Below are 14,313 nucleotides of genomic sequence, written 5' to 3'. Positions count from 1 at the left end.
GAATTTAATGCCAAAAAGCGGATTTGTAGGAATTTTAGGAAAACCAAACGCCGGTAAATCAACACTTCTTAACTGGCTTTTAGGAGAAAAAATCGCTCTTGTTTCTCCTAAAGCAAATGCCAGCAGGAAAAGAGTCAATGCTATTGTTATGCATGGAGATGACCAGATTGTTCTTCTTGATACTCCGGGTCTTCATGAAAAAGAAAAGCTTCTTAATAAATTTATGTTAAAAGAAGCCTTAAAAGCGTTAGGTGATAGTGATTTAGTTCTTTTTTTAGCGGATGTAAAAGACGATTTGGACGGGTATAAGTGGTTTTTAGAACTTAATAAAAAAAATATTCCCCATATAGTGGTTTTAACGAAAACGGATTTGGCAAGCGATGAAGAGGTTCAAAAGAAAATAGAAGAGTATAAATCTCTTGGGAAAGCGCTGGCTGTTATTCCAATAAGTGCTGTAGAAGGTAAAGGTAAAGATGAGTTGCTGGATGAAATAGTAAAACACCTTCCCGAACATCCTTATTATTACGACCCTGAGATTATCTCCACGGAACATATCAGGGATATTTACAAAGAACTTATAAGAGAGGCTCTTTTTGAAAAGCTAGGAGACGAACTGCCTTATGAAACGGATGTACTTATAGACAAAATAGAAGAGTATGATAACCTTGATAAGGTTTATGCGACGATTATAGTGGAAAGACCTAGTCAAAAAGGTATGATAATCGGTAAAAAAGGTCGCAAAATAAAAGAAATAGGAACGTATGCCAGACAGCTTTTAGAACAGTTTAGCGGTAAAAAAATATATTTAGAACTTTATGTAAAGGTTGTACCGGGCTGGAGTAAAAATAAGCGTATGCTTGAAGAGCTTGGTTACGAAGTTGATTAAATGTAAAAAAATTTTAGGAATAAAAAAAGAGGCTTTTCTTTTTGATTTTTCTTCTAGATTCGAAAAAATAAGCTCATTTCTTACAAAAGAGTGTATTGTTTCTTATCTTTATTTTGAAAATGCCGTTTTTTACAATTTTGATGTTTTAAAAGAGATTTTTAATGAAATAGAGGATATAGATTCTTTTGTCGGTATAAAAATTTCCGATGAATTCGGAAGTGATGAGAAAATTGTCAAATATACTTTTTTTAAAACGTATGATAGGGTTGTGTTTTCATGTGTGGCAGTAACTAAAAAAAATATGAAAGCCGAATTTAAAGAGGTTTTAAAAAAAGTGTCTTATATAGATTATGTCTCTTTTGTTTCTTTTTCTTTTGAAGTTTTATACGAAAAAATGGAAAAAATGTGTGACGCTTTTATTGTGCTTTCTTCTAAAGAGGGGTTGATTTCCTTTTATAAAAACGGGAGACTGATTTTTATATCCCATATTTTATTTGGATATGAAAACAACGATTTTTTAAGTGAAGATTTAAAAAAAGAGATTAAACGCGTAGAAAATTATTTAGGTATTTCAGTTAAAAGAATTTTTATTGATAGGGAATTGGAAGGATTTGAAAACTTTAACCTATCAGGTACGGATATTTTTTTGGAGATGGGCGCTAAGCAGGCGCTTTATGATAAACAAGGAGTTTACAATTTTTCTATTTTTTTAAGGAAAAAAAATTTTTTTGAAAAAAATAGAAAAAGAGTGTTAAATATTTTTTTGTTAAGTTTGAGTTTTTTGCTGGTAGCGGTGGTTATTTTAAGGCATTATTCATTACAACAAGAAAATATTAGGCTTAAAAAAGAGCTGGTAAAATTTAATTTCAAAATAAACGATAACTTAAATAAATTAAAGCTTGTTTCCGTTACGTCCTATAAATCATTAATATCGGAAATTAAAAATATAAATTCCAAAAAACCAAAAAGCCTTTGTTTAAGTGAATTTGGCGTTAATTTTGAAAAATACGGGGTTTTCTTAAAGAAACTGTCGTTTAAAAAAGGAGTTTTTTTATTTGAAGTTTATTCGGAAAATGAGAATTCTCTGTTTGATTTTATGACGTTTATGAGAAAGAATTTTAAAATAAAAGATTTTTTTCTAAAGGTAAAAAACGGGTTTGTAATTGCTTCTTTTAAGGCTGTTGAATGATAAAATTTGTGTGGATTTTTATTATCGGGGTTGTTTTAGGAGATATTGTTTATCAGATTGTTTTAAACAAAAACAACCGTGAATTGAAAATTATTTGTGAAAATAAAAGGAAGCTTATAAAAAAACAAAATGAAATATTAAAAAGGGATAAGAAGATTTTTAATGAAAAAACTAAAAAATTAAAAAATTTATTTATAAATGAGAATTGGATTGTCAATAAGCTTAAAAACTGTCCTAACATCAGTAAAATAGAACAGACCACTTTTGTTAAAAGCGGTAGAGTGTATGAAAAAGGAAATTTTGTAGTGGAAATAAACGATTCTTACAAAGGATTTATGAAATGTATTTATCTTTTAGAAAAAAGCCGAAAACTTATAGATGTGGATGAATTTAATTTATCCGAAAGCGGAGGCGTATTTACAGTAAAATATTTTGGTGTTTCATTTTGAGAGTGCTGCTGTTTTTTTCCCTGCTTTTAGCCGATGATAAATTTTATAAAGATTTTGAAATAAATTCTTCTTTTAAATCCCCGTTTATAAAAAAAATCACTAAAACTCCTACAAATAGATATTATAAACTGATTTGTGTGTTAAACGGGTACGCTTATATAAAAAGTGATAAAAAGACATTATGGTATAAAAAAGGGGATAAAATAAGCGGAGCTGTTATTAAAAAGGTCTATTTTGACAGGGTAGTTTTAAAAAACGGTTTGGAATTAAAAATAAAAAGGCATTAAATGAAAAAAATTTTGTTTTTTTTAATAGGAATATTTATTTTTGCCGGTGAATGTAAAATTTCTTATATTAATTCATCAGATATCAGAATTTCTAAAAAGATGTTTTTAGAAAGGATTTTAATTGACGAATGCGGATATAACCTTTCCGTAATGGATGAAGAAAGTGAAAAATTTTTGAGACATAATATGCCTTATGTCAAATTTAAAAACCAACCTTTAAGAAAAGTTTTGGATTATCTGCTGGGAGATTTTCTTTTTTTTAAAATCAAAGGCAGGGTTGTAAAAGTTAAATATTCAAAAACAAAAAAATATTCTCTTGATTTTATTCCTTCCGTTATTAACGGCTCATCCGTATTAAACGCTACGAATAATCAGGTTTTTAGCAGTTATAAGTTTGATTTTTGGGGAAAGATACTTTCTCAAATTAAGGATATTTTAAAAAGTGATTCCAATTCTTCTATGGCGGTAATTAATAAAGAGGCTGGAGTGCTGATAGTAAGAGGTTCTAAAAGAGAGCTTAAAAGAGTAGATAAATATGTAAAAAGTCTGACAGATTCTTTAAATAAGGAAGTATTGATTGAAGTAAAAATTTACAGTGTGGAACTTTCTAAAAACCGTTCAAGCGGAATAAACTGGAATGATTTGTCTTTTTCTTTGGATAAAAGCGTTTTGGTAAGGAGCGGAAATATTTTCGGTAAAAACAGCGTTTTTAACTATTCGGTTTTTAACGTAAACGCTTTTTTAAATTTTTTATCTCAAAACGGCAATGTAAATTCTCTTTCTAATCCCAGAATCATTACGCTTAATAATCAAAAAGCCATTATCAGTATAGGAGATACCGTATATTACAAATATGCTTCTAAAATAATTAACGACCAAAACGGAAATCCTCAGACCGAATATACAATAGGCTCTAAATTTGTGGGGGTAGTGCTGGATATTACCCCTAAAATTACGGAAAATAATGAAATTATTTTAAATATATCTCCAAAAATAAGCGCTTTTAGGGATATTAACCAGTTAACCGATGAAAACAGGGGAATGCCTCCTGATACCAGAGATAACGTTTTGCAAAGCGTTATAAAAATAAAAAACAACGAAACGGTTGTTTTAGGAGGGCTTATAAGTTCCGATGAGGTTTTTACAATAAAAGGCGTTCCTGTTTTAAAAGAAATTCCTTTAATAAAATATATTTTTTCTTCCAAAGAAAAGGTATCCAACAAAAAAGAGCTTGTATTCGTAATTACTCCTAAAATTTTAAAAAAATAGATTATAATAATATTAAAAAAGGAGCGTTAAATGAACGAAAAAATAATAAAACAGATAAAATCTCTTCCGCCTCTTCCTAAGAGTGTTATGGAAGTTCAAAGAATTACGAACGACCCTAACTCTTCTATATCCGATTTGGTAAAAGTTATAAAAGAAGACCCTATGTTGATAGCCAATCTTTTAAAAGCTGCCAATTCTCCTCTTTACGGATTTACAAGACAGATAAAAACGGTCGACCAGGCCGTAAGTCTTTTTGGAATGACGACCGTTAAAGGTTTTGTAATATCTTTTGCCGTTAGGAATAATCTTAAGTTTGATTTGAGTGCGTATGGTATAGACGAAAATCGGTTTCACGACGTAAGCATTAGAAGAAATGCTCTTGCTTTTAACTGGTACAGGACAAAAAGGGACAAACTTGATATAATTGCGACAGATTCCTTTTTGATTGATTTAGGGGCGGTGATAATCTCTCTTATTTTGGTAGGTGAGGGAAGAGATAAAGAGTTTAGGGAAAGATTAAACAACGAAAACAGAATAGAACTCGAAAGAGAGTTTATAGGTGCTACTGCTACTGAAATTACTGCTGAAATATTCAAACACTGGCATTTTGGAGAAGAGTTAATAGAACCGATATTTTATATAGACAATCCTTTGAGTGCTCCAAATTATAAAGAATGTGCGGCAAGTTTGGACGTTATAAGAACGATTATAGATTTGCTTGATATGCAAACTGAAACGGCTGTTCAAAAAGGAATTCAAAAAGCGCAGGATTATAATCTTGATATCGAAAAATTAAATAAAGCGTTAGAAGTTTTAGAAAAAGGAAATGAATGAAAGAATTTGCTTATAAATTAGTAAAAGGAATAGACCGAAAGGATATTCCAAGAGATAAAAGAGATATTGTTAATGATTTAATAGCACTGGGAATAGTTACGGATGGTAAAATTGTCCAGCTTAAATCAAAATACAGAATAGGAAAAGTGGAAGTTACCAAAAAAGGATTTGGTTTTTTAATTCCCATAGGAGTTAAAGAGAAAGATTATTTAATAGAAGCCCATCATTTAAATGGAGCTGGTAACGGAGATTTGGTTATAGCCCAGAGGCTTTTAAACAAAAAAGGAAGACCTAAAGCAAAAGTTGTTTATATTTTGGAAAAAGCGTTTGCATACAGCGTTGTATATCTGACTTACGAATATAAAAAAGGTAAAAAAATCCCTGTACTTAAAAACGTTAAAACAGACCAGCCCGTATTTGTAAACGAAAAGAAAAAAACACTCAAAAAGCTGCCAGAAGGCGCGGTATTTAAGGTAAATAACTATACCGCAAAAATTGAAGAGGTGTTGGGAGTTTTAGACGACCCTTGGGTTGATGAAAAAATATCTTTAGCCCTTTATAACAAAAAAGAGGAATTTAGTAAAAAAGCGATTAAAGAAGCAAAAGCGTTTGGAGATTATGTGGATAAATCCATGTATCCTGAGAGGGTGGATTTGACGAATCTTCCTTTTTGCACAATCGACCCGCCTACGGCAAAAGACCATGACGATGCGATTTATTATGATAAAGAAAAAAACGAAATTTACGTGGCTATTGCAGATGTGAGCGAATATGTGTATTTAAACGGAAATATAGACAGGGAAGCTAAAGAGAGAGGTTTTAGTATATATTTTCCGCATAAATCCATTCCAATGCTTCCAAGGGAACTTAGCGAAAATATCTGTTCTTTAAAAGAGCATGAAGACAGGCTTGCTTTTATTTTTAAAATAACCCTTAATAATAACTACGAAGTAATAAAAGAAGAACTTTTTGAGGGAATTATAAATTCTCACAGAAAATATTCGTATGACAGGGTTGACGAGTTTTTGGAAGGTAAATTTGAAAATACAGACGATACCGATAAAAAGATTTTAGAATGGCTTATGCCTTTATGGGAAAAAATAAAACATATAAGACATAAAAGACTTAAAAAAGGTCTTGAATTTGAAAGTGACGAAATCAGAATGAGTCTTGATGAAGATGGAATGATTAAAGAAGTTACAATAGAAAAGGAAACCCCTTCCCATAAACTGATAGAGGACTGTATGCTGCTTGCGAATCAGGCTGCGGCGAAAATGATTGATTTTGGGATTTTCAGGGTTCATGAAAAGCCTTCTCAAACTTCACTGGACGAACTTTATACCGAGCTTGGAGCTCTTGGAATAGATGTGGATGTAGATGAAAAAGATTTTGTAAAAGTGGTTGAAAAAATTCAGTCTCAGGCAAAAGAGATGGGAATTAAAAAATTTGTGGATAAACTTATTATACGCTCTCAGCAGCAGGCAAGATACGATGCCGTATGTACTCCTCATTTTGCCCTTGGATTTGAGAGGTATTCCCATTTTACGTCTCCTATTAGAAGATATCCCGATTTGATTTTACACAGGCTTCTTAAAGCCACTATTAAAAATCAACAAAAGATAGTGGATTATATTCTGAGAAATGTTGAAGCCCTCGTGGTTAAACTCAGCGAGCTTGAAAGAGAAGCTATGAAAGTAGAATGGGATTTTTATGACAGAAAATACGCAAGGTTTGCCGCATTGCATATAGGCAATAAATATAAGGGCGTAATTGAAGATAAAGAAATTCCTCCTATTGCCAAAATTTTAGAAGACAAGCTTTTAGGAGCTAGGGTGTTTTTGAAAAATACCGAACAGTTTAATCTTTTTGAGAAAGTGGATGTGGAAATTCTTAGCAGCAATATTGCAACAGCTAAGATTAAGGGAAAGGCGTATAAAGAGGAAGTTTAAGATGTATAAAAAAGATTTTGATAAATTAAGCCTATTACCTCATCATTTGTTGTTATATGGAAACAGTTTTTATCTCCAAGAATATGAAAAAAAGATTTTGAAACAATTTGAAAACGCTAATATTATTAAAATGTATTATGATGATTATGATTTTGAAACGGCAAAAACCCATCTTAGTGAGAGTTCTCTTTTCGGGGATATCAATGTTTTAATAATAAAACATTCAAAGGTTCCTCCAAATATAGAAAAACTTATTAAATATACTAAAGGGAGTTATCTTTTTTTCTTCTATTACGGAGATAAAAAACCGGATGTTTTCGGAAAAAATTTTGTAAGATTTTTTGAACCGAATTTAAAAGAAAAACTTGAATTTATAGGAGCTTTTTCAAAAGAATACGGAGTGAATATTTCAAAAGAGGCCTCTTTATATTTGGCTTCTGCGGTAGAGCCTTCTTTTTTCAGATATGAAATAGAAAAACTCTCTTTATATTCTTCGGATATTTCTTTGGAAGACGTTAAAAAACTTGTGTTTTTATATAAGGAAGAGTCTTTTGAGGAATTAAGCGTTTCTGTGTTAAAAGGAGAGGATTTTTATGAAAAATTAAATAACCTTTTGGAAATTAGCGATTTTAAAAGAATTATTCCGGCAATAATAAGATATGTAAGAGAACTTTTCGAATACCATGTATATATAAAAAAAACGGGTGCTTCTTCGCTTGAAGGATATCTTGGGTATAAGCTTCCTTTTCATATAGAAAAACAGAGAATTGAACTTGCAATTAAATTTAAAGAAAAAGATTTTTACGAACTTTTAAAAAATCTTCTTAAATTCGAACTTGAAATGAGAAGCAGTGAAAAAAATAAAGAAGCTGTTTTTTGGGAAGCTATGAGTTATTTAAAAATTTTTGCTTCTTTTTAAATAAGTTTTTTATTTTTTTTGCGGCTTTTGTAACTCCTAATTTCATTCCGGAGTATCTCATCATTTTTGCCATCTGTTTGTATTTGTTTTTTTCATAACATGGGTTTGGACAGTTTCTGCATCTCGGTTTCGGGTTGTTGGGACATTCTTGAAGTTTTGAAAAAGAGTATTGAATAAGAGTGTGACACTCTTCGCATAGGTTAAGAGTTAAAGTGAAGGTTTTATTTTTATAAGGGATATGATATGTTTTTGAAAACTGTCCTTTATGTTTATCATGACAAAAAATGGTAAAAAATTTTTCAAGGGTTTTTATTTCATTTTCAAATTTTTCCGGAGTCATTTTAAACCTTTAAACATTCGTAGGGGAGAACAAAAGAAGTATATAATATTTTAAACAATGTATTCATTGATTTAAATCAACAAATGTCTGGAAGTTTTGTCTTATTGCTTCATAAAGAATAATGCCGGTACTTACGGCAAGATTTAAACTTCTGCCTTTTTTTGTCATAGGTATGGTGATACACTGGTCTTTGAATCGTTTTAGGATATTTTCGTCAATTCCTTTTGTTTCACTTCCGAAAATAAGATAATCTCCGGGTTTATAGTTTTTTTGAAAATAGGGGGTATTTGTTTTTGTGGTGGCAAAAAAACATCTTGAAGTATCGATATTGTTTAAAAATTCTTCCGTGCTTTCCCATATTTTTAAATCAACGTTATCCCAATAATCAAGTCCCGCTCTTTTTACGGCTTTTTCACTTATATCAAAACCTATAGGTTTTACGATATGTAAAGAGGCCCCGGCGTTTACGCATAGTCTTCCTATATTGCCCGTGTTAGGAGGTATTTGAGGATTAAACAGCACTATGTTAAACACGTTTGGACCTTTTTATCAGATGTTCTAAAATTTTTGCTATAGCTTTGGGCTTTTTGGAAAATACGTTTTTTAATCTGTCTTTTATTATTTGGTATTTTATCTCTTCTTTGTTTATATTGTTCACAGCCGCTCTTTATAATATGATGGTTTTATTGGCATATACAAATATTCTGTCTTCAATTGCTAGCTTAATGGCTCTGCTTAAGACTATTTTTTCTATATCTCTTCCCTGAAGTCTCATCTCCTCCCAATTCATCTCATGGTCTACTCTTATAACGTCTTGTTCTATTATGGGACCGTCGTCGAGGTTGTTGTTTACGAAATGGGCTGTAGCGCCTATAATTTTTACTCCCCTCTCATATGCCTGTTTATAGGGATTTGCCCCAATAAAAGCCGGCAGGAAAGAGTGGTGGATATTTATAATCTTGTTTGGAAACTCTTCTACGAAATTGGGAGTGAGTATCCTCATAAATTTAGCCAGGATTATAAAATCAGGATTTGTGGGTTTTATAATTTTGAGCATTTCGTTTTCATGTTCTACTCTGCTTTTACCTTCGGCCGGAATGTAGTAAAAAGGAATGTTGAATTTTTCCACTAAATCTTTTAAATTGTTTCTATTTGCGATTACTCCTAAAATTTCCACATCCAAATCACCGCTATATTGTTTAATTAAAATATCTCCAAGGGCGTGGGCTTCTTTTGTAGCCATAAGGAAAAGTCTTTTTTTTCTTTTTTTATAGATTCTGACGTTTGCGCAGGGAACTTCTTTTAAAATCTGTTCTTTTAATTTTTCTTTATCCACTTTACCGACAATTACCGCACGGAAAAAGAATTTATTGTTTTCTTTATCAACGAATTCCTGTTGGGTTTCTATATTAAAATCGTTTTCATATAAAACTTTGGAAATTTTATAAACAAGACCTTTTTTGTCATCGCAGTCAATTAAAAGAGTATATTTCATATCAGGCCTTTTTAATTAAAATTTTATCATATAAAGGAGGAGAAAAAGAAACTAAAGTTTAAAGTGAGAACTTTCTTTTTCCAAAAGAGAAATAATGTTTTTTAGCTGATTTGAAATAGATTTTAAATCTTTTGCAATGTGTTGAGATACTTTACTTTCATTTACCAAACCGTCTATTGCTTTAATTAGTGATTTTATATGTTCTTTTGTTTTTGTCGTTTCTTCTAGTGCTTTTGAAGAAATTTCTATTGTATTGCTTAGAGAGTGCATAGTAGAGTCGGTTTTATTTATCAGAATATCCGTTTTGTCTGTAATAAATATAAATTCTTTTGCTTTTTCCTCTATCTCTTTTTGAGCCTGCATAATTCCCTGGACGATTATATTTATAGCCGCGTCTATTTCGCCTAATGATTTTTGAGTTCTTTCAGCCAGTTTTCTAACTTCATCCGCAACAACGGCAAATCCTCTTCCATGTTCTCCGGCCCTTGCGGCTTCTATTGCGGCATTAAGAGCCAGTAAATTTGTCTGGTCTGCTATTTCTTTTATTATATTTATAATATCTTTTATCTGGTGGGATTGGTCTGCAAGAGATGTTATCTGATTTGCTATTTCATTCTCTTTTTCTTTTTCAAATTCTATTTTTTCAACTACTTCTTTTAATGTGTTTACCGTATCTTCCAAAATATACTGGGTTTTATTGATATCTTCTACGGTTTTTTGCACTTTTTCTTCGGCTGAATCCACTTCTTTTTCAATTTGTTGGCTGTTGTTTTGTATTTGTGAGATTAGGGCTGATTGGTTATTAACGCTTTTTTCCATTTTTTGAGCATTTTCGTCAAGTTTTCTTGCTATTGAAGAAGTTGTTGTCAGCATTGTTTTTATTTTCCTGATTAATTCCGCGAGTTTGGTTATAAAATTGTTAATTGCTTTTGCTATTAGTCTTATTTCAGGTGTTCCTTTTTCAGGGAGATGAATGCTTAAATCGTCCTCGTTTTTAGATAAGATTTCCGCATACTCTTTTACCGGATTTATTATATTTCTCTCAAAGAAGAAGTTAATTGAAAGGCTTATTATGGCTATAAATGCAATTATTGCCAGAATGCCGCCTATAAGCATTATTTTTTGAGTTTTTGAAATGGCTCCTTTTACCTGATTCATAGGAACTTCAACACTTACCATCCCCCTAACATCTCCGACTTTATAATTAAACGCCACATTTCCGTAATCTTTTACCAGTGCTTTATAAAGATTTTCCGGAACTTCTTTATAAGGTATTCCATGACATTTTAAACAGACTTTTTTTATGTAAAGGGGTTTTGCGTATCTGATAATCTCTTCTCCTTTTTCATTTTTGGCTATTTCCCAGTATTCAGGAAGTTTTTTTTCTTCAAGAAGCTTTAGAACTTTTATTTCATCTTTATTTGGTTTATTTAGGGGGTTTCTGTATTTTAAAGAAGTCTGTTTAATATAAAATCCTGATTTTTGCGTAACTTCCGCGGCTACGTTTCTTCCCGAGAATGCTGGAGTACAAGCCCATCTTGAAAGACCGTCTTTAACCGTTACGTGAGGAGCCACCTTTGCCATATAATGTCTCATAGCGATTAACTGTTCGGCCGCTTTTCTAGCTTTATCAACTCCTTCATTTATGGCAAGTTCTTTTAATTGGTTTTGAATTACAAAGTATCCGGGAATTAAAATAATGATAAATGCACTTATGATTATAAGAATAATTTTGGTTTTGGAAGACATTTTTTCTCCTTAGCAACTTGTATGGGGAATTATACAAAAAAAAAGATTAAAACTTAATAGAAAATAATTTCTACAGGATAGTTTCTTATTTCTTCTAGAATTGATTTTCGTGGATTTTTAGGGTCAATGTGTTTTGGACGGTATTTTTTATCCCATAGATTCTCTTTTTTTATCCACTCCTCACAGCAGTTGAGGTTAAGAATTGAAAAAGTTTTTAGCGGATATTTAAGTGCAAGAGCATAAAGAAATCTGTTTGTAACTTTTTTTGGACGTTTTTTGATTTTTATTTCTCTTTTTAGACGGTTTGGAAGATTAAGAATCTTAATAACTTTTGCATGATTTAAATGTTTATAATAAATCAAATGATAAAGAAAAAAACTTTCGATTGGATTGTGTTTGTAGATTTTTGCCAAATAAAAAAAGTCTTTTTTACTGAATGTTAGGTTAAAAAGTTTTTTTGCAATACATAAAGTTATGAAATAATAAAAGCCGTAATAAAGATAATTTGATTTAAACATCTTTTCAAACTCCATATAAATTCTCTCACGGCTTAAATCGCTTAGGTCTATTAATCTGCACAGTTTGATTGTTTTATCTGCAACTTTAAATTTTAGTCTTGATGAAAACTGCATAGCCCTTAAAACTCTTAAAGAGTCTTCAGTAAAAGTTTTATCATCTATATGACGGATTATTCTTTTTTTAATATCGTTAATTCCTCCCCAAAAATCAAGAATTTTGCCGGTATAGATGTTTTGCATTAAAGCGTTCATGGTAAAATCGCGTCTTTTTGAGGCTGTTTTTTCATCCTGTGTTATAAAGACTTTAAATCCTTTATGTCCTTTTGATATTTTACTTTCAATCCTTGGTAGGGCAATATCGAAGTTTTTCCATTTATATACGAAAAAACTTTTTCCAACTCCTTTAGCGCCGAGTTTTTTCATAAGAGAGTCAAATTTTTCGGGATTAATATCATAAACTTCTAAATCATACTCTTTTGGAGTAATTCCGAGTATTTTGTCTCTTACGCATCCTCCGACAAGATATACTCGGGAAGTATATGGAGCAAAAAATTTTTTTAAAAACTTTAAATCTTCAAACTTTTCATTTTTCACTTTTAACTTTTCACTTTTGTGAGAGTTTTTCATCTATTTTGGCAAGAAGATATTCCAAAAAGTTTAACGTAACGTCTAGTTTAACGTCGATATTTTGAGTGTTTGGTGATTGAAGACCGTCAAACAATACTAAAATTCTTTCTTTAATATGTCTTAAAAACTCTTTATCGCATTCCGTTTTTTTTTCGTTTATCTCTTCTAAAAACTCTTCTTCTTCTATTTCCTGAAGCGTTTCAAGTATTGTTTCTTTTAAGTCCATTATATCTCACTTAGCCATTTTTCGAATTCATATCTGTTTTTTTGGTTTATTTTATCAAATTCCTGTAACTTTATAATGTTTACACCTTTGAATTTTTTTCTTGATTTCAATCTTGTTATGGCTTCTTTAAGCTCTTTGTCGTTTGGATATTTTTTTAACAGTTTTTTATAAATTTCCAGGGCTTCATATTTAAAACCCTGGTTTTCAAGTATTTGAGCGTATGTTTTAGTTAGCGGCATGTTCTGCTATTAAACTTCCCATTTCAGATGTGGTTACCACTTCTTTTGCGTCGAAATTGGCAATGTCTTTTGTTCTATATCCTTCCGCAAGCACTTTTTTAATAGCCTCTCTTATTTTGTTTGCTCCCCTGTTTTCTCCTAAATAATCAAGCATCATAGCGGCACTAAGTATTGTAGCTATAGGATTTGCTATTCCCTGTCCGGCAATATCCGGAGCGCTTCCGTGAATAGGTTCAAAAAGTCCCACTTTCCCTCCTATACTCGCACTTGGAAGAAGCCCTATACTTCCTACAATCATACTTGCTTCGTCACTTAGAATATCTCCGAAAATATTTCCTGTTAAAATAACATCAAACTGTTTAGGGTCTCTTACCAGCTGCATAGCCGCATTGTCCACATACATATGTTCAAGTTCCACATCAGGATATTCTTTGGCTACTTCGCTTACAACTTCTCTCCACAGTTCGCTTACCTCAAGAACGTTTGCTTTATCTACTGAAGTTACTTTTTTTCTTCTTTTTTGTGCTTCTTTAAACGCTACATGAGCTATTCTTTCTATTTCATCTCTTGTATAAATCATTGTATTATAGGCTTTATTGTCGTCTTTATATCTCGGCTCTCCGAAATATATACCCCCGGTAAGTTCTCTTACCACTTCCAAATCAACGCCTTTTATGACTTCAGGTTTAAGGCTTGAAGCATTTACAAGTTCGTCAAAAATAATGGCAGGTCTTATATTTGCAAAAAGCCCTAACGATTTTCTAAGTTTTAAAAGTCCGCTTTCGGGTCTTTTTTCCTTAGGAAGAGCGTCCCACTTAGGTCCTCCTATAGCTCCGAATAAAATGGCATCGGAATTCATACATCCTTTAATTGTTTCATCAGGGCAGGGATTGTTAAACACATCAACCGCGGCACCCCCGAGCAGATACTCGTTATATTCCAAATCAAAACCTTCTTTACTTGCAACCGCATCCAATACCTTTATTGCTTCATCTACTATTTCCGGACCTATGCCGTCGCCTTTTAATACGGCTATTTTATAACTTCTCATTTTTTTCCTTTATCATTTCTTTTGCGTAGTTAATAAGTCCTCCAGCGGCAATAAGTTCTTGCATAAAAGGAGGAATAGGGGCGAATTTATACTCTTTTCCTGTATCTATATTATGGACTATTCCTTTATCAAGGTCTATTTTAACAAGTTCGCCTTCTTTTATTTCATCGCTCTCAAGTAGTTCAAAAATAGGAAGCCCCATGTTAAAACTGTTTCTGTAAAAAATTCTTGCAAAACTTTTTGCTATAACCGCCGCAACTCCCGCCGCTTTAAGGGCTATTGGAGC

At 31.7% G+C, this 14,313-nt stretch carries 17 protein-coding genes and 1 pseudogene; 8 read left to right on the top strand and 10 right to left on the bottom strand.

The window, feature by feature from the left end:
• Positions 1 to 7: 7 nt before the first annotated feature.
• Genes era through holA form a run of 8 tightly spaced genes read left to right on the top strand, consistent with a single transcriptional unit; the run spans position 8 to position 7,782 of the window.
• On the top strand, positions 8 to 886 hold the full coding sequence (era, locus tag ACXJH6_RS04225) for a GTPase Era (RefSeq protein WP_456470516.1): 879 nt from the start codon (positions 8 to 10) through the stop codon (positions 884 to 886).
• Positions 858 to 2,075: a hypothetical protein gene (locus tag ACXJH6_RS04220; protein ID WP_456470515.1), complete on the top strand. Its 1,218-nt coding sequence runs from the start codon at positions 858 to 860 to the stop codon at positions 2,073 to 2,075. The genes era and ACXJH6_RS04220 overlap by 29 nt, the downstream gene beginning before the upstream one ends.
• Positions 2,072 to 2,524: a hypothetical protein gene (locus ACXJH6_RS04215; RefSeq protein ID WP_456470514.1), complete on the top strand. Its 453-nt coding sequence runs from the start codon at positions 2,072 to 2,074 to the stop codon at positions 2,522 to 2,524. The genes ACXJH6_RS04220 and ACXJH6_RS04215 overlap by 4 nt, the downstream gene beginning before the upstream one ends.
• On the top strand, positions 2,521 to 2,811 hold the full coding sequence (locus ACXJH6_RS04210) for a hypothetical protein (protein WP_456470513.1): 291 nt from the start codon (positions 2,521 to 2,523) through the stop codon (positions 2,809 to 2,811). Before ACXJH6_RS04215 ends, ACXJH6_RS04210 begins: the two co-directional genes overlap by 4 nt.
• On the top strand, positions 2,812 to 4,080 hold the full coding sequence (locus tag ACXJH6_RS04205) for a type II secretion system protein GspD (RefSeq protein WP_456470512.1): 1,269 nt from the start codon (positions 2,812 to 2,814) through the stop codon (positions 4,078 to 4,080). It abuts the gene before it with no gap.
• Between the two features lie 30 nt (positions 4,081 to 4,110).
• Positions 4,111 to 4,914, top strand: a complete 804-nt coding sequence (locus tag ACXJH6_RS04200; RefSeq protein ID WP_456470511.1) for an HDOD domain-containing protein — start codon at positions 4,111 to 4,113, stop codon at positions 4,912 to 4,914.
• The gene (locus ACXJH6_RS04195; protein ID WP_456470510.1) at positions 4,911 to 6,863 is read left to right on the top strand and encodes a ribonuclease R family protein; all 1,953 of its coding nucleotides are present in this window, start codon (positions 4,911 to 4,913) and stop codon (positions 6,861 to 6,863) included. Before ACXJH6_RS04200 ends, ACXJH6_RS04195 begins: the two co-directional genes overlap by 4 nt.
• A gap of 1 nt (position 6,864) precedes the next feature.
• On the top strand, positions 6,865 to 7,782 hold the full coding sequence (holA, locus tag ACXJH6_RS04190; RefSeq protein WP_456470509.1) for a DNA polymerase III subunit delta: 918 nt from the start codon (positions 6,865 to 6,867) through the stop codon (positions 7,780 to 7,782).
• Here holA and ACXJH6_RS04185 read toward each other — a convergent pair.
• The 10 genes and pseudogenes from ACXJH6_RS04185 to ACXJH6_RS04140 all read right to left on the bottom strand — a co-directional run.
• The gene (locus tag ACXJH6_RS04185; protein ID WP_456470508.1) at positions 7,748 to 8,122 is read right to left on the bottom strand and encodes a nitrous oxide-stimulated promoter family protein; all 375 of its coding nucleotides are present in this window, start codon (positions 8,120 to 8,122) and stop codon (positions 7,748 to 7,750) included. The genes holA and ACXJH6_RS04185 overlap by 35 nt on opposite strands.
• Positions 8,123 to 8,185: 63 nt before the next feature.
• On the bottom strand, positions 8,186 to 8,656 hold the full coding sequence (locus tag ACXJH6_RS04180) for a tRNA (cytidine(34)-2'-O)-methyltransferase (RefSeq protein ID WP_456470507.1): 471 nt from the start codon (positions 8,654 to 8,656) through the stop codon (positions 8,186 to 8,188).
• Positions 8,649 to 8,780 carry a flagellar M-ring protein FliF gene (locus ACXJH6_RS04175; protein ID WP_456470506.1) on the bottom strand — a complete coding sequence of 44 codons (132 nt, stop codon included), beginning with the start codon at positions 8,778 to 8,780 and terminating at the stop codon, positions 8,649 to 8,651. Before ACXJH6_RS04175 ends, ACXJH6_RS04180 begins: the two co-directional genes overlap by 8 nt.
• A 9-nt stretch (positions 8,781 to 8,789) precedes the next feature.
• Positions 8,790 to 9,617, bottom strand: a complete 828-nt coding sequence (gene purU, locus ACXJH6_RS04170) for a formyltetrahydrofolate deformylase (RefSeq protein ID WP_456470505.1) — start codon at positions 9,615 to 9,617, stop codon at positions 8,790 to 8,792.
• 222 nt (positions 9,618 to 9,839) lie between these two features.
• Positions 9,840 to 11,258 (bottom strand): annotated as a pseudogene (locus ACXJH6_RS04165) (methyl-accepting chemotaxis protein); the annotation flags it as partial.
• Between the two features lie 161 nt (positions 11,259 to 11,419).
• Complete coding sequence (locus ACXJH6_RS04160) at positions 11,420 to 12,478, bottom strand: tRNA nucleotidyltransferase/poly(A) polymerase family protein (RefSeq protein ID WP_456470504.1); 1,059 nt, start codon at positions 12,476 to 12,478, stop codon at positions 11,420 to 11,422.
• A gap of 10 nt (positions 12,479 to 12,488) precedes the next feature.
• Positions 12,489 to 12,737: a CiaD-like domain-containing protein gene (locus ACXJH6_RS04155; protein ID WP_456470503.1), complete on the bottom strand. Its 249-nt coding sequence runs from the start codon at positions 12,735 to 12,737 to the stop codon at positions 12,489 to 12,491.
• Positions 12,737 to 12,976 (bottom strand): tetratricopeptide repeat protein, encoded by a 240-nt coding sequence (locus ACXJH6_RS04150; RefSeq protein WP_456470502.1) that lies wholly within the window; start codon positions 12,974 to 12,976, stop codon positions 12,737 to 12,739. The genes ACXJH6_RS04155 and ACXJH6_RS04150 overlap by 1 nt, the downstream gene beginning before the upstream one ends.
• Positions 12,963 to 14,027 carry a 3-isopropylmalate dehydrogenase gene (gene leuB / locus ACXJH6_RS04145; protein WP_456470501.1) on the bottom strand — a complete coding sequence of 355 codons (1,065 nt, stop codon included), beginning with the start codon at positions 14,025 to 14,027 and terminating at the stop codon, positions 12,963 to 12,965. Before leuB ends, ACXJH6_RS04150 begins: the two co-directional genes overlap by 14 nt.
• The coding region (locus tag ACXJH6_RS04140) for a 3-isopropylmalate dehydratase small subunit (RefSeq protein ID WP_503417177.1) at positions 14,014 to 14,313 on the bottom strand (300 nt) is incomplete at its 5' end. The genes ACXJH6_RS04140 and leuB, both read right to left, overlap by 14 nt.

The organism is Caminibacter sp. (assembly GCF_053999135.1).
This window is presented reverse-complemented; position numbering and strand designations above follow the sequence as displayed.

Bases quoted from the DNA above. Each gene is read 5' to 3' on its own strand.
- ACXJH6_RS04200 (WP_456470511.1), top strand. From the start codon at position 4,111: ATGAACGAAAAAATAATAAAACAGATAAAATCTCTTCCGCCTCTTCCT.
- ACXJH6_RS04150 (WP_456470502.1), bottom strand. From the start codon at position 12,976: ATGCCGCTAACTAAAACATACGCTCAAATACTTGAAAACCAGGGTTTT.
- ACXJH6_RS04215 (WP_456470514.1), top strand. From the start codon at position 2,072: ATGATAAAATTTGTGTGGATTTTTATTATCGGGGTTGTTTTAGGAGAT.
- purU (WP_456470505.1), bottom strand. From the start codon at position 9,617: ATGAAATATACTCTTTTAATTGACTGCGATGACAAAAAAGGTCTTGTT.
- ACXJH6_RS04205 (WP_456470512.1), top strand. From the start codon at position 2,812: ATGAAAAAAATTTTGTTTTTTTTAATAGGAATATTTATTTTTGCCGGT.
- ACXJH6_RS04195 (WP_456470510.1), top strand. From the start codon at position 4,911: ATGAAAGAATTTGCTTATAAATTAGTAAAAGGAATAGACCGAAAGGAT.
- ACXJH6_RS04155 (WP_456470503.1), bottom strand. From the start codon at position 12,737: ATGGACTTAAAAGAAACAATACTTGAAACGCTTCAGGAAATAGAAGAA.
- ACXJH6_RS04185 (WP_456470508.1), bottom strand. From the start codon at position 8,122: ATGACTCCGGAAAAATTTGAAAATGAAATAAAAACCCTTGAAAAATTT.
- leuB (WP_456470501.1), bottom strand. From the start codon at position 14,027: ATGAGAAGTTATAAAATAGCCGTATTAAAAGGCGACGGCATAGGTCCG.
- holA (WP_456470509.1), top strand. From the start codon at position 6,865: ATGTATAAAAAAGATTTTGATAAATTAAGCCTATTACCTCATCATTTG.
- era (WP_456470516.1), top strand. From the start codon at position 8: ATGCCAAAAAGCGGATTTGTAGGAATTTTAGGAAAACCAAACGCCGGT.